This is a genomic window from uncultured Imperialibacter sp. (assembly GCF_963974565.1).
Classification (GTDB): Bacteria; Bacteroidota; Bacteroidia; order Cytophagales; family Cyclobacteriaceae; genus Imperialibacter; species Imperialibacter roseus.
This window is the reverse complement of the sequence record NZ_CAXBCJ010000001.1, coordinates 124,293-139,396: the sequence shown is the minus strand read 5'-3', so window position 1 is coordinate 139,396 and position 15,104 is coordinate 124,293. Positions and strand designations below refer to the sequence as shown.

General features: G+C 46.7%; 11 protein-coding genes. 5 read left to right on the top strand and 6 right to left on the bottom strand.

Annotation, left to right across the window (positions count from 1 at the left end):
• Positions 1-40: 40 nt before the first annotated feature.
• The 4 genes from AAC052_RS00645 to AAC052_RS00630 are packed head-to-tail and all read right to left on the bottom strand — an operon-like array spanning position 41 to position 3,902.
• A complete protein-coding gene (locus tag AAC052_RS00645; RefSeq protein ID WP_151999113.1) occupies positions 41-790 on the bottom strand; it encodes a succinate dehydrogenase/fumarate reductase iron-sulfur subunit in 750 nt (249 codons plus the stop codon).
• Positions 791-848: 58 nt separating this feature from the next.
• Entirely contained in the window at positions 849-1,229 is a 381-nt protein-coding gene (locus AAC052_RS00640; protein WP_339810135.1) for a four helix bundle protein, read from the bottom strand.
• 41 nt (positions 1,230-1,270) lie between these two features.
• Positions 1,271-3,202: a fumarate reductase/succinate dehydrogenase flavoprotein subunit gene (locus tag AAC052_RS00635; protein WP_339810134.1), complete on the bottom strand. Its 1,932-nt coding sequence runs from the start codon at positions 3,200-3,202 to the stop codon at positions 1,271-1,273.
• Between the two features lie 13 nt (positions 3,203-3,215).
• Entirely contained in the window at positions 3,216-3,902 is a 687-nt protein-coding gene (locus AAC052_RS00630) for a succinate dehydrogenase cytochrome b subunit (RefSeq protein ID WP_339810133.1), read from the bottom strand.
• A gap of 200 nt (positions 3,903-4,102) precedes the next feature.
• Between AAC052_RS00630 and AAC052_RS00625 the strand changes: the two genes are divergently transcribed.
• The 5 genes from AAC052_RS00625 to fabD all read left to right on the top strand — a co-directional run bounded on the left by AAC052_RS00625 (position 4,103) and on the right by fabD (position 12,672).
• On the top strand, positions 4,103-5,506 hold the full coding sequence (locus AAC052_RS00625; RefSeq protein ID WP_339810132.1) for a T9SS type A sorting domain-containing protein: 1,404 nt from the start codon (positions 4,103-4,105) through the stop codon (positions 5,504-5,506).
• A gap of 75 nt (positions 5,507-5,581) precedes the next feature.
• Positions 5,582-8,419, top strand: a complete 2,838-nt coding sequence (locus tag AAC052_RS00620; protein ID WP_339810131.1) for a gliding motility-associated C-terminal domain-containing protein — start codon at positions 5,582-5,584, stop codon at positions 8,417-8,419.
• A complete protein-coding gene (locus AAC052_RS00615) occupies positions 8,398-8,835 on the top strand; it encodes a thiol-disulfide oxidoreductase DCC family protein (protein WP_339810130.1) in 438 nt (145 codons plus the stop codon). Before AAC052_RS00620 ends, AAC052_RS00615 begins: the two co-directional genes overlap by 22 nt.
• A gap of 87 nt (positions 8,836-8,922) precedes the next feature.
• Positions 8,923-11,718: a gliding motility-associated C-terminal domain-containing protein gene (locus tag AAC052_RS00610; RefSeq protein WP_339810128.1), complete on the top strand. Its 2,796-nt coding sequence runs from the start codon at positions 8,923-8,925 to the stop codon at positions 11,716-11,718.
• Positions 11,719-11,796: 78 nt separating this feature from the next.
• A complete protein-coding gene (gene fabD, locus AAC052_RS00605; RefSeq protein ID WP_339810125.1) occupies positions 11,797-12,672 on the top strand; it encodes an ACP S-malonyltransferase in 876 nt (291 codons plus the stop codon).
• An 84-nt stretch (positions 12,673-12,756) separates the two neighbouring features.
• On the opposite strand, the gene AAC052_RS00600 is transcribed toward fabD, so the two are convergent.
• Entirely contained in the window at positions 12,757-13,107 is a 351-nt protein-coding gene (locus tag AAC052_RS00600; protein ID WP_317490481.1) for a hypothetical protein, read from the bottom strand.
• 85 nt (positions 13,108-13,192) lie between these two features.
• Entirely contained in the window at positions 13,193-15,004 is a 1,812-nt protein-coding gene (gene typA / locus AAC052_RS00595) for a translational GTPase TypA (RefSeq protein ID WP_317490482.1), read from the bottom strand.
• Positions 15,005-15,104: the final 100 nt, after the last annotated feature.

The window sequence follows — 15,104 nt, the reverse complement described above, 5'->3', positions numbered from 1 at the left end:
AAAGGGGCCGAGGCCCCTTTTCTATCTAAATCAAATATTTCTAAACGTTCTCCGACGTCAATCTCGCTCCAATAAAATCCCGGTTCATCTTGGCAATGTTCGCCAGAGGAATCTCCTTGGGGCATTCGGCTGCACAAGCACCAGTGTTGGTGCAGGCACCAAAGCCCTCGGCATCCATTTGAGCCACCATGTTTTCTACCCTTGTCTTGGCTTCCACCTTTCCTTGTGGAAGCAGACCGAGGTGGGTAACTTTTGCAGACACGAAAAGCATGGCAGACGCATTCTTACAGGCCGCCACACAAGCTCCACAGCCAATGCAGGTAGCCGAATCCATCGCTTCATCAGCTATCTTTCTTGGAATAGGAATTTCGTTGGCGTCAGGCACACCACCGGTGTTCACGGAAATGTAGCCACCCGCCTGGATAATCCTGTCAAATGCACTACGGTCGGTAACCAGGTCTTTGATCACGGGGAATGCCTTGGCTCTCCATGGCTCAATCCAAATAGTCTGGCCACTTTTGAAGCTGCGCATATGGAGCTGGCAAGTAGTGGTTTGCTGAGGGCCATGTGGCTTACCGTTGATGTATAGGCTACACATGCCGCAGATGCCTTCCCTGCAGTCATGATCAAAATGCACTGGCTCCTCGCCCTTTTCTTCCAGCCCAATGTTCAGCACATCAAGCATTTCAAGAAACGAAGACTCATGCGATATATCTTTCACCTCGTAGGTGACAAACTTGCCTTCGGTATTGCTATTTTTCTGTCTCCAGATTTTTAATGTTAAATCCATGCTTAACCTGTTAAGAGTTAATGGTTAAAAGTTATTTATTAGTTGGGTCGGTATCAACCTATAACGATTTCTTTTTGGCTTCCGATAAATAATTTATGTACCCATTCAGTATGGTGGTCGTTTTTTCAATCAACTGTCTGCCAGCAATTAGGTCAGGCTCATCTATATATTCTTCTTCTTTGGCAATTAACAAGTGATCCAAAGTTTCGTAGAGTGATCCCCTGCCTTGTCGGCAAAACTGGATATTTTCCTGAAAATGAAATCTCCCATATCCTTCTGCAATGTTATTGGTTACCGATCGTGATGATCTTTTTATCTGACTTGTTAGTGCATACCGTTCATCCATTGGAAACCGTTTTGCGAGTTTACTAACAAAAACTCTCAGTTCCTTTCCTGCTTTCCAGCATTCCAATTCTTCGAATGATTTTAAATTTGCCAAGATGTCCGATTAACTAATCACCAAAATCGAATAACTAATTCTTACTTGTAGCTTCTTTGAGTCAACTTGACGTTTTCAAACACAAGATCTTCTTTGTGCAAAGTGGCCTTTCCCGGGCCATTGTACTCCCACGCAGCCACGTATGAGTAGTTTTCATCATCCCTCTTAGCTTCACCTTCTTCAGTTTGGTATTCTTCTCTGAAGTGTCCGCCACAGGATTCGTTTCTGTTCAAAGCGTCGTCGATCATCAGTTCGCCAAGCTCCAGAAAGTCGGCCACTCTGTTGGCCTTTTCCAGCGACATGTTCAGCTCGTCGCTTGTGCCCACTACCTTCACATCCTTCCAGAATTCATCTCTCAGTTCCTGCACCATTTTCTTGGCCTTCTTCAAGCCTTCGGCAGTTCTCGACATCCCGCAATAATCCCACATGATGTGGCCAAGCTCCTTATGGAACTGATCCACGGGCTTCTTGCCATTAATGGAAAGAAGTTTTTCTATCTGGCTTTTGACACCAGCTTCAGCCTCTTTGAATGCTGGGTGATCTGTTGATATTTTGTCAGCAGGGTTTTGCGCCAGGTAGTCGCCCAACGTATAGGGAATCACAAAGTACCCGTCGGCGAGGCCCTGCATTAGTGCCGAAGCGCCAAGTCTGTTGGCGCCGTGATCTGAGAAGTTGGCTTCCCCAAGTGCGTAAAGACCAGGTACGTTTGTCTGAAGATTATAGTCTACCCAAAGGCCACCCATTGTATAGTGTACCGCCGGGTAAATCATCATCGGTGTTTTGTAAGGGTTCTCTCCTACAATCTGCTCATACATATCGAAGAGGTTGCCATATTTTGCCCGGATGGTATCTTCTCCGTCTCTTTTTATTGCATCGGCAAAGTCCAGATACACTGCAAGACCGGTTGATCCCACGCCTTTGCCATCATCACACACATCTTTAGCATTTCTTGACGCAACATCACGGGGAACCAGGTTACCAAAGGATGGGTATTTTCTCTCTAAGTAGTAGTCACGATCCGTTTCGGCGATCTCTGCAGGTTTTACTTCTCCCTTTCTCACCTTTTCGGCTGTTGCTTTGTCTTTCGGCACCCACACACGACCATCGTTGCGGAGTGATTCGGACATCAGCGTGAGCTTCGACTGGAAGTCGCCGTGAACAGGAATGCAGGTAGGGTGTATCTGCGTGAAACAAGGGTTAGCGAACAAAGCACCTTTTCTGTGTGCTCTCCAGGCTGCCGTTACATTGGAGCCCATGGCGTTGGTAGAAAGGAAGAAGACGTTGCCATAGCCACCTGTGCAAAGCAATACTGCATGGGCGCTGTGTGACTCTATTTCGCCTGTAATGAGGTTCCGTGCTACAATACCACGTGCCTTACCATCTACCATTACCAGATCAAGCATCTCTGTGCGTGGGTACATCTTCACTTTGCCATTGGCTACCTGGCGGCTCAATGCGCTGTAGGCACCCAGCAACAGCTGCTGGCCTGTCTGGCCTTTAGCATAGAAGGTACGTGATACCTGAGCGCCACCAAATGAACGGTTGGCCAGGAGCCCGCCATAGTCACGGGCGAATGGAACGCCCTGGGCTACGCACTGGTCGATGATGTTGACACTCACTTCAGCAAGCCTGTGAACATTGCCTTCACGGCTTCGGTAGTCACCGCCTTTAATGGTGTCGTAGAAAAGCCGGAATACGCTGTCACCATCATTTTGATAGTTTTTGGCGGCATTGATACCACCCTGGGCAGCGATACTATGAGCCCTCCTTGGGCTATCCTGAAAGCAAAAGGACTTCACATTGTAGCCGAGCTCTGCCAGAGAGGCGGCAGCTGAGGCACCAGCCAGGCCGGTGCCTACCACAATCACGTCATATTTACGCTTGTTGGCAGGGTTAACCAGCTTCACGTTGAATTTATGTTTGGTCCATTTCTCAGCCAGTGGGCCTGCAGGTATTTTGGAATCTAGCTTCATATATCGATGATGATTAACCTAAACTCTTGATGTAAATAAGGATTGGGATAATGGCAAACAAGGCCGGAACGATAATGGCATAGCCTTTACCGATCGCCTTAATAGCCGGAGTATATTTAACGTGATTGAGCCCCAGTGTTTGAAATGCACTGGCGAATCCGTGAGACAGGTGAAAGCCTACGAAGAACATGCTCACCACGTACACTGCTGCATACCATACATTGCTGTAAGCCGCTTTCACGACCAGAAACACATTAGGCATTGTTTCGCCGTCATAAGTGACCATGGGAATGCTGTCGTTTTTGAATTCCCACCAAAAGCCTTTCAAGTGAATCACCAGAAAAACCAAAATCAGTGTACCCAGGATGCCCATGTTGCGGGATGTCCATGGACTGTTGGTGCTGGCAGCAGAATAACCATATTTAACTGGTCTGGCTGTCTTATTAATTCTTGAAAGCCAAATGGAGTAAATGACGTGAAGTACAATAAAGGCAAAGTTGAATTTGGACACCAATTGGATAAAAGGATTATGCGCCATAGTATGTGCATAGATATTGAACGCCTGCCCTTCATCGTTTAAAATTAACTGGAGATTGCCGGCAAGGTGCACAGTGAGGAACAGAATGAGGAAAAGCCCGGTAAGCGCCATGAGGAGCTTTCGAAAAATGCTGCTTTTTAGTGAATCAGTTAACCAACTCATATGTTTTTTGTATTACACAAACGTTTTAAATAGAACCAGCCAAAGGTAATTCCCGAGCGGCACTTTACCAATCCGCCTGTCCTATTTTGAACGCTTCTAAACTCTCTCATTGGGGAATTTTCTTTGACTGTTGTTTAATATTTGTCTATGTGACGTACAACCGGCCGTGAAATGAAATTGTTTTATCCAAAATAGACCCCATGAAATTCATCGTTTGCCTTGTCATTTTCCTGATAACCTTGTTTAATGGTATGTTAGCGAGCCACATCAGAGGTGGGTACATCAGGGTGGTGTCGGGTAACGGCTCATTGACTTATAAGTTTGAGGTGATTGGATTTACCGACACAGGCTCTTCTGTGGGTTTTGGTGGAGGGGAGCTGGAGTTTGGGGATGGGACAATTATTAGCCTTGAAGGCGGTGATGCTACCCACGAAACTATTTTGCTGGGTAATGAAACTTCACTTACCAAATACACTATCAGCCATACCTACCAGGCACCAGGCGCTTACACAGTCAGGGCTAAAGAATTTTTCCGCAATGCCAGCGTGATAAATATGGAAAATTCAGTCGAAACGCCCTTTTTCGTTTCTACTCAAGTGATCGTTGATCCTTTCTTTGGCGCCAATTCTACTCCGGAGTTGGGTGTTTTTCCAGCTGTTTTTTCGAGAGCTGGAAGTCGTTTTTTCAGTGCCGTTGGTAGCAAAGACGAGCAGGGTGATAGCCTTGTCTATAGCTTGGCTGTTCCTTTGAGAGATTTTGCTGAGGAGGTGGATAGCTACCGGTGGCCAAATGATATTTCGTTTTATGCTGGAGAAAACCGTAGCGAAACACCTGTTTTAAAGCTCGACAAGCTTAGTGGCCAACTGACCTGGGACACACCTGAACTTGCCGGAGAGTTTGGCATGGCTTACAAGGTCATCGAATACAGAAAAGTTGACGGTGAAGTCCACAAGTTGAGCGAAACCACGGTTGACTTACAAATTATTAACGTAGAAAGTGACATGCTGCCACCCAATATCGATTTTGACTATCAGGTTGCATCGAATGGGCGGATCGATTTTATAGTTGGTTATGAAACATTGGCTGCTGATTCGCTCGAATGGAGCTTTTACTCTAGTGGTTTATTAAACTGGGATGGAGCGGATATAAATGGACATCAGCTTACAGATACCATTGCCGGGGGCGCTGGTTTCAATGGGTTTGTGGCATTGCCTCAGTCTGCTGCTAAACCCATCTATTTTGTGCTGGCGGCTCGCAGCTTAAACAGACTCAATCCTTTTAAAACTGTTAAATCGTTTGCTGTTAATCCAACCGGTGAAGAATATGTGATTAATGCCGTTGGTCATCCGAAGGAAGCGGTCATTTTACGTACGTATCCCAATCCTGTAGCTGGCACCATGACCATTCAATTTCCAGAGCTGAATCAGAATAAAGTGCAGGAAATAGAGCTTATTAACGCCGCCGGGCAAAGTATTTTAAAAACCGGCATTCCCATTAATGGTAATTTGGCTACCTTGAACACTGAAGACCTACCTGGAGGAATTTATTTGCTTCGCACCTCTCTGGGCCAGCAAATTTATTATTCGAGATTTATAAAAGAGTAATACAGAAAAATACTTGCAACCGTTTAGATGAAACAAGTGTTTACTTGGTTGATAGAAACCCGTCGACAACAACCTATGTTGAAAAAGTTAATACTGACGCTGAGTGCAGGGCTGATCTTTCTTCTGTCGTCCACTTCAAATGTATCTGCCACCCACATCAGGGCCGGTGAGATTATCGCCCGCAGAATCTCCAATTCCAGCCTCGAGTTCGAATTTTCAATCATTGGATATACAGATACCGGTTCGACGGTGAAATTTGGCGGGGGTGATATTGATTTTGGTGATGGAACGGTGCTGAATGTTGAGTCGGAAGCCGACCCTGTTGTCACCATCAATTTGGGTGACGAAGTAGCCTCAAATGTTTTTACCATTCGCCATACTTACCAGGCCCCTGGCGTATATACTGTCCGGTTCAGAGAGTTTTACAGAAACGCCGGCGTAGTTAACATGGCTAATAGTGTTGAAACTCCATTTTACACTGAGACGCAGCTGATTATTGACCCTTTTTATGGCCTCAACAACACGCCTGTGCTGCTGGTGCCACCAGTCGACAGGGGCGCAGTTGGTGCCACCTTCATCCACAACCCTGGTGCTTATGACCCCGATGGAGATAGTCTTTCTTACAGGATCTCAGTGCCCAAAAGGAATTATAACGATACAGTATTTGACTACAGAAGCCCCATTGATCCTAAGTTTTATACCAAAGTAGATTACGCAACAGCCAACCAAAATCAAGACGGGCCTCCTACCTTTTCACTCGACCCCGTTTCGGGCAACCTTGTGTGGGATGCACCTGGTTTGAGAGGTGAATACAACGTTGCCTTTATTGTGGAAGAATGGCGAAATGTGCTGGGAACCTGGGTAAAACTGGGGTATGTGACCAGAGATATGCAGATTATCATCGAAGATTCTGAGAATGAGCGTCCTGAAATTATAGTACCAGAAGACATATGTGTGGAAGCAGGAACGCTGATAGATGAAGATATTTTTGCTACCGACCCTGAAGGGCTACCTGTTATCATGGAGGCGTTCGGTGGTCCTTTTGAATTCCTGGGCTCTCCAGCTACTTTTTCTCCGTCTCCACCAGACTATCAGCCGTCGCCAGGAACGCTGAATTTTACATGGCAAACAGTGTGTGGACATGTGCGTGAAAGGCCTTATGAAGTGCAGTTCAAGGTGGTGGATACTCACCCACCGCCAAACGCAGGGCCGAAGCTTGTGGATTTCAAAACCTGGAACATTACTGTGGTGGCACCGGCTCCTACCGGTTTAACTGCAACTATAAAACCTGACAAGGTCATAGAACTTGAATGGGATGCTTACGAATGCGCCAATGCTGAGTATATCCAGATATGGCGACGGGTTGATAGCTACGACTTTACCCCGATTGACTGCGAAGTAGGCATGCCTGACTATGCTGGCTACGAGCTGATTGATGTGGTGGACGACGGTGCCCGCTCGTACACCGATGACAACAAAGGCCAAAGACTCGATGTGGCGGCCAACTACTGTTACAGGCTGGTGGCTGTGTTCCCTACTCCGGGCGGTGGTGTCTCTTATGCATCAGTAGAGGCTTGTGGTATTCTTGAAATAAACGCCCCGGTCATTACTAATGTGGATGTGAAGACGACGTCCGTAGATGCAGGCGAAATAGAGGTCAGGTGGAGTCCACCGATAGAAATTGACCAGGCAAGTTTTCCACCGCCTTATAATTATGAATTGTTCAGAGCAGAAGAACTTCAGGGCGAAAAGAACATGATTAGCCTTGGAGTGATTGCTGACGACACAGTGTTTTTGGATAATGGGCTGAACACCAGGGATGTAACCTACAATTACAGGGTTCATCTGGTGGATACCCAGGGGGGAGTGATCGATACTTCCGGCGTAGCTTCTCAGGTGAGGCTGGAGCTAAAGCCGTTGTTGCAGTCTATTGAATTGACATGGGATGCGAATGTGCCCTGGTCGAACAATACCCAGGATTATCCGATCCATTACATTTACCGCAACAGGGTAGATGAGAATGATCCAAGCCTGCTTGTTCAGATTGCCTCTGTGGACGTCAACGAAGAGGGCTTCTACTTTTGGGACGATGGTTCGTTCAATGGAGTGCCGTTAAACGAAAACCTGGAGTATTGCTATTATGTTACTACGCAGGGCTCTTATGGAAACGTCGCCCTGGCTGAGCCGCTGATCAATAATTCGCAAATTATATGTGGGCAACCGAACGATAAGACGCCGCCTTGCGGCCCTGTAAACTTTGTGCTTGACGAAACCTTCGGCTGTGATGCAGTGCTTCAAAGCCAATCCTGCGATTTCAGCGCCTTTAGCAACAAGTTGAGCTGGGAAAAGGATCCTTCTGATGGATGTGAGGACGACGTAAGAAGCTTCAATATCTATTTTAGTGAAACCGGCGCTGAAGGCTCCTTTAACCTGATTGATAACGTTATTACTTCAACCTATCGTCACGTTGATTTGACTTCGTTTAAAGGATGTTATAAAATCTCGGCTGTAGACCGTTCCGGCAATGAAAGTGAGTTGAGTGAGGCCGTTTGCAACGACAATTGCCCATATTTTGAACTGCCAAATGTATTTACCCCCAATGGCGACGGCAGGAATGATGTGTTCAGGCCTTTCTATGACGACGGAACAATCACAGGTTTCGACAGGGCGAAATGTATTCGATTCGTTGATGCCGTGGTATTTACCGTGTTCGACAGGACAGGTAACGCCATCTACAACTTCACTTCTGCGGGCGTAGAGAACAGTATTTTGATTGATTGGGATGGCCGTACCAACGAGGGCTCGGAACTTCCATCGGGTGTTTATTTTTACACAGCGGACGTTACGTTTGATGTGCTTGACCCCAAGCAAATGAACAAACAATACAAGGGATGGGTGCAGATCATGAAATAGCCGGCATTCCCGACAACCTGATTCTGTTTGATGGAGTGTGCAATCTCTGTAATTCTTCCGTCAATTTCGTAATTGAAAGAGACCGAAAGGCCGTTTTTTCCTTTGCATCTCTTCAGTCGGAGGCAGGGCAGGCGCTTTTGCGCAGTCAGGGTATAACCGAGGCAAAGCTGGAAAGTGTGATGCTGTGGGGAAATAGTGTGCTTTATAAAAAGAGCCGGGCAGCACTCGAAATAAGCAGGCAGCTGAGCGGGCTTTGGCCCATTTTGTATGTATTTAGAATTGTACCCGCTTTTCTGAGAGACTTCGTCTACGACTTCGTAGCGGCCAACCGTTACAAATGGTTTGGCAAGAGAGATCAATGCCGGATGCCGGAACCAGGACTGAAAAAGCGGTTTGTGGAGAACATCCCGGCTTGAAAAAAGCTTTGAAACTGAGAGGTAGCTAGCGGTAAACCCTCTTTCAGTTGTTATTGCATAAGTTAGTCACTTAAGTAATTCCAGCTGATGAAAAGACTAGTAGAGGCATTTCTTTTGTCGCTTTTCTCCTGCACGGCTACATTTGCTACCCATATTAGGGCAGGTGAGATCACTGTCAGACGTATTTCCAATGGCGCTCATACATACGAAATAACTGTCATAGCCTATACCGACACAGGCTCACCAATTCAGTTTGGCGAAGGAAATATTAACCTGGGCGACGGGTCAGTTTATGCATTAAAAAACCTGGCGGCAAAGGAGACCATTCCACTGGGAAATGATGTGGCTTTTAACAGGTTCGTATTCACTCACACGTATCCAGCGCCGGGTGGTTACACCATCAGCTACCAGGAAAGCAATCGGAATGCTGGTGTTCTGAATATGGTGCGGTCGATTGACACTCCCTTTTACATTGAAACAACGCTGGCAATAGACCCTGCTTACAAGTTAAATAGCAGCCCTGTGCTATTGGTACCCCCGGTTGACAGAGCGATTGTTGGCGCACGGTTTGTTCACAATCCCGGGGCCTTCGATCAGGATGGTGATAGCCTGGCCTATAAAATGTGGTACCCAAAGCAAAACCGATTTGACTCTGTCTTTAACTATCAGAACCCAAACCATAAGATTTTTTATGAAGGCAGGGATTATTTTGCGGCAAATCAAGACCAGGACAGCATTCCATCGTTTACACTTGACCCCATTAGTGGCGACCTTGTTTGGGATGCGCCCGGGATGGCTGGTGAATACAACGTTGCATTCATTGTAGAAGAATGGCGTTTGTTTTTTGGAGAGTGGAAGCTGCTGGGCCAGGTGACCAGAGATATGCAAATTATAGTGGAAGAGTCGGATAACAGGCCTCCGGATTTGATAGTACCAGCAGATATTTGTGTAGAGGCTGGTACACTGATACAAGACCAGGTCACCGGTATTGACCCCGAAGGAATGGGGGTTCTGATGGAGGCTTTTGGAGGCCCTTTTGAATTTTCGAGCGGCAATGCTTCATTTTCTCCTGCCCCACCGGTTTATCAGCAATCTCCCGGCACGTTGAATTTCACATGGCAGACTGCTTGCAGCCATGTTCGGCAGCGGCCTTATGAAATTCGTTTCAAAGTGATAGACGAACCCGCCGATGGTGGTGCAAAGCTTGTGGATTTTGATACCTGGAACATCACCGTAGTGGCGCCAGCACCAACAGGACTTGCGGCAAGCTCAGAGCCCAATGGAGTGGTCAGGCTGTCGTGGGATGAGTACACTTGCTCCAATGCTGAGTTGCTGCAAATTTGGCGACGGGTGGAGAGTTATGATTTCACACCAGTCAACTGTGAGGTGGGCATGTCGGCATATGCCGGTTATGAGCTAATCGACGTGGCTGACGTAGGTGCTCTCGGGTATACAGACGACAACCTGGGAGCCGGGTTAAATCCCGGCGCTTCCTATTGCTACCGGTTAGTTGCTTCATTTTATGAGCCTGAGGGTGGTCTTTCTTATGTGTCTGCGGAAGCTTGTGCTGTCATCAGGGCCGACGCACCGGTGATTACTCATGTGGATGTAGAAACCACTTCAACTGAAAACGGCAGAGTAAATGTATCATGGACGTCTCCATTTGATATTGACAAAGTCGATTTTCCACCACCTTATACTTACGAGGTGCTGAGAGCAAAAGGCCTGAATGGCGACAATGAAATAGTAAGCCTTGGCACAACGCAGGATACAACCTGGGTCGATCAGGGATTGAATACAGCAGACTTTCCATACAATTATCTGGTTCGCCACGTTGCTAACAATGGGCAGCTTGTTGGAGCTTCGTCGGCTGCCTCCACCGTCAGGCTTGAGCTGAAGTCAGACAGCACAAGTATTGACCTCAACTGGAGGTTTGATGTTCCCTGGTCAAACAATTCAAAAGAATTTCCGAAGCATTTCATCTATCGAAATAACGTAGACGTGGTCGACCCCGATGGCTTTTACCTTATTTCAAGCACAGACATCACTGGTCAGGATTTTCAGTTTGCAGATACTCTGGGGCTGGTGCCTAAGACCGAATACTGCTATTATGTAACCACTCAGGGTAGCTACGGGAATCCCGCAATCGCTGCTCCGCTCCTCAACAGGTCACAGATTATCTGTGGCTACCTTGATGATAAAGTGCCGCCGTGCCTGCCGATTAGCCTGGCGCTCGACAATGCATTTTCCTGCGAGGCCCAAACTCAGTTTACTGATTGCGGAGCTAGCAACTTTTCTAACAGAATATTGTGGGAAAAGGAAGCTGTGTTTGAGTGCGAAGATGAGGCTGTGAGTTACAATGTATATTTTTCTGCTCTTGGTGAGGAGGGCACCTACAACCTGATTGCGCAGGTGAATACCACAGACTTCACCCACCAAAACCTAAAATCTTTCAAGGGCTGTTACAGGGTGGCGGCGGTGGACAACTCGGGAAATGAAAGCGAGTGGACGGATCCGGTATGCAACGATAACTGCCCTTATTTTGAGTTGCCCAATGTTTTTACACCCAACAACGACGGGAAGAATGACCTTTTTATCCCTTATTACAACGATGGAACCATTGCCGATTTTGACTTAACTAGGTGCATGCGTTTTGTGAAGTCGGTCGATTTTAAAGTATACGACAGGTCAGGGAAGATGGTGTTCTATACCAATTCCAGTGGTGTTGAAGGCTCAATTTTTATCAACTGGGCGGGACAGACGGAGGCAGGAATAGATCTCCCTTCGGGGGTCTACTATTATGTGGCCGATGTAGAATTTGATGTGCTGGATCAGCAGCAGGGTAGGGAAGAGTTGAAAGGCTGGGTTCAGCTGGTCAGGTGATTAATGCATCCTCTTTTCAGGAACCGACATTTGCATATTCTTTGTAGCTTTGGGGTTTCAAACTAACTCACATCCACTATGAATGCATATGTTTTCCCAGGGCAGGGGGCTCAGTTTTCCGGAATGGGCAAGGAGCTGTACGACACCAATGAAAAGGCAAAAGCGCTGTTCGAAAAAGCCAACGAAATACTGGGATTCAGGATTACAGATGTCATGTTCAGTGGCTCTGATGAAGAGCTAAAGCAAACTAAAGTCACCCAGCCGGCCATCTTTATACATTCAGTGGTAATGGCGATGGTTTCAGATAATTTCAAACCCGACATGGTAGCTGGCCATTCTCTTGGCGAATTCTCGGCACTTGTTGCCAATAAATCGCTCTCTTTTGAAGATGGGCTTCGCCTTGTTAGCAAGCGGGCGCTCGCCATGCAAAAAGCTTGTGAACTGACGCCGTCCACCATGGCAGCGGTGCTGGGACTCGACGACGCAAAGGTAGAGGAAGTTTGTGCTTCAGTTACTGGCGAGGTAGTAGTGCCTGCCAACTACAACTGCCCGGGTCAGTTGGTTATATCAGGGTCTGTGAAAGGGATAGAAATTGCTTGCGAGAAAATGAAAGAGGCAGGGGCAAAAAGGGCGTTGGTGTTGCCTGTTGGAGGAGCGTTTCATTCTCCGCTGATGGAGCCAGCCAGGCAAGAGCTCGCAGCTGCTATTGAGGCGACTCATTTCTCTCAGCCAATATGCCCGGTTTATCAAAATGTAACGACCAAAGGATCGGTTAACATTGATGAAATTAAAAAGAACTTGATTTCCCAGCTTACAGCTCCTGTAAAGTGGACACAGTCGGTTCAGAATATGGTGGGCGATGGTGCCGTCAACTTCATTGAATGCGGCCCGGGTAAGGTACTTCAGGGGCTTGTGAAGAAAATTTCACCCGAGGTTTCTGCGGGTAGTTTGTGATCTGTAAATATTAAAAGCTGATCTTCAAATTGTTATGTGAATAGCCCCCTTGTGGGGCGCTTTTCTTGAAACGTTCACAAAATATTACATCACCTTCAATTCATCTAGCTCGGCTATCTTGTCTTCAAGGCGTTGGAAAAGTTGTTGAAAAAGGTCATTCAGCCTGAGGGTCAGTGCTTCGGTGTGCAGGTTTTTGTCGCCTTCATAGAAACTTGTGACTTGAGTAAGTGCGTCCATGAGCTCTGCATACTCAAGCGTGTTGAGTGTAGAGAAAATCTTATGCTTTAGGTGAGAAAAGGCGGTAGAATCACCCTTTTCAATGCTTGAGGTTATTTTGCCCTGAGCTTTTTCAAACTCCTGGTACATAAATTCGAGTAGCTGCCTGTAAGCGTCAGGGCTGCTCCGGTATAAGCTGTCTAGGTTTTCGAAGTTCATCACAAAAATAAAGGGATAACATTTACTTGTTATCCCTAAATTAAGCCTTTTAACTTTTGCGGTTTACGAAAAATTCGGAAGAACCTTACTCCGACATTTTAGCGTCCATGCGTTTCCGCTCATTTTCATCAAGATAGATTTTTCTCATCCTGATAGAGAGAGGAGTCACTTCCACGTATTCGTCTTTCTTGATATACTCCAGTGCTTCTTCCAAAGAGAACCTTCTTTTTGGGTAGATCTTCGCACTATCGTCAGTTCCGGATGCCCTTACGTTGGTAAGTTTTTTGCCCTCCTGAACGTTCACAACAAGATCGTTATTTCTTGAGTGCTCTCCAATGACCATGCCGCCGTACACCTCATCTCCCGGATCAACAAAGAAAGTGCCTCTGTCCTGAAGTTTGTCGATTTTGTAGGCAGTAGCGCTTCCGGTGTCCACTGATATGATGGAACCATTGATCCTGCCAGGTATGGGGCCTTTGTAAGGCTGGTAGCTCAGGAATCGGTGCGTCATGATGGCTTCACCCTGAGTGGCCGTAAGCACACTGTTTCTTAGTCCGATAATGCCACGGGCAGGAATCTCAAATTCCAGGTGCTGCAAGTCGCCTTTTGGCTCCATAATCTTAAGCTCAGCCTTCTTTTGCGTAGCGAGTTCGATTACCTTACCGGCAGACTCCTGAGGCACGTCGACTACCAGAAGTTCGATTGGCTCGTTGCGGATGCCGTCAACTTCTTTGAACAACACCTGCGGCTGGCCTACCTGAAACTCATAGCCTTCACGGCGCATGGTTTCGATAAGAATAGACAAGTGGAGTACACCACGGCCGTACACGAGGAATTTGTCTTCTGATGTAGTTTCCTCAATTCGAAGGGCCAGGTTTTTCTCAGTTTCTCTGAAAAGGCGGTCTCTTACGTGGCGTGATGTCACGAATTTACCTTCTTTACCGTAGAAAGGCGAGTTGTTGATGGTGAAGAGCATACTCATGGTAGGCTCATCAATAGATATTCTTGGCAGTGGCTGCGGATTATCTGCGTCTGTAATAGTGTCACCGATTTCAAAGTCTTCGATGCCTACAAGCGCACAAATATCACCAGCGGAAACTTCAGGTACACGTAGCCTTCCCAGGCCTTCGAATACACTGATTTCCTTAATTTTCACTTTCTTAACAACACCGTTTTTTTTGCAAAGACCCACAGTGGCACCTTCAACAAGTTTGCCCTGAAATACTCTGCCAATGGCAATACGGCCAGTGTAGGCATTAAAGTCCAAAGAAGTGATTTGCATTTGTGGCAAGCCCTCTCTCAAAGGAGCTGGAGGAATTACTTCTAATATCGTGTCGAGCAAAGCAGTGATGTCCTCTGTTTTTACTTTCCAGTCGTGGCTCATCCAGCCGTGCTTCGAAGAACCGTAAACAGTTCTGAAATCCAGCTGATCTTCCGTTGCATCAAGGTTGTACATTAGCTCAAACACCTGCTCATGTACTTCGTCAGGCCGACAGTTCTCTTTGTCTACTTTGTTGATGACCACAATGGGCTTAAGTCCCAGTGCAATCGCCTTGCTTAATACAAAACGTGTTTGGGGCATAGGGCCTTCAAAGGCATCTACCAACAGCAATACGCCATCAGCCATTTTCAGCACCCTTTCTACTTCACCTCCGAAATCGGAGTGACCAGGGGTGTCGATAATGTTGATCTTAACGTCTTTGTAACGAATAGATACATTTTTTGACAGGATGGTGATGCCACGCTCTCTTTCCAGGTCATTGTTGTCAAGGATCAAGTCCCCAAACTCCTGGTTTTCCCTGAAAAGCTTGGACTGGTGGATGATTTTGTCAACCAAAGTAGTTTTACCGTGGTCAACGTGCGCTATGATAGCGATATTACGGATATTATTAGACATGTCTTTAGAAATTCGCCCGCAAAGGTACGAATAAAACATGGCTAAAAGAAGGCATGTTAAGAAATAGTAATTTCAAAGGCAAGATGAGTGAACAGAAAGC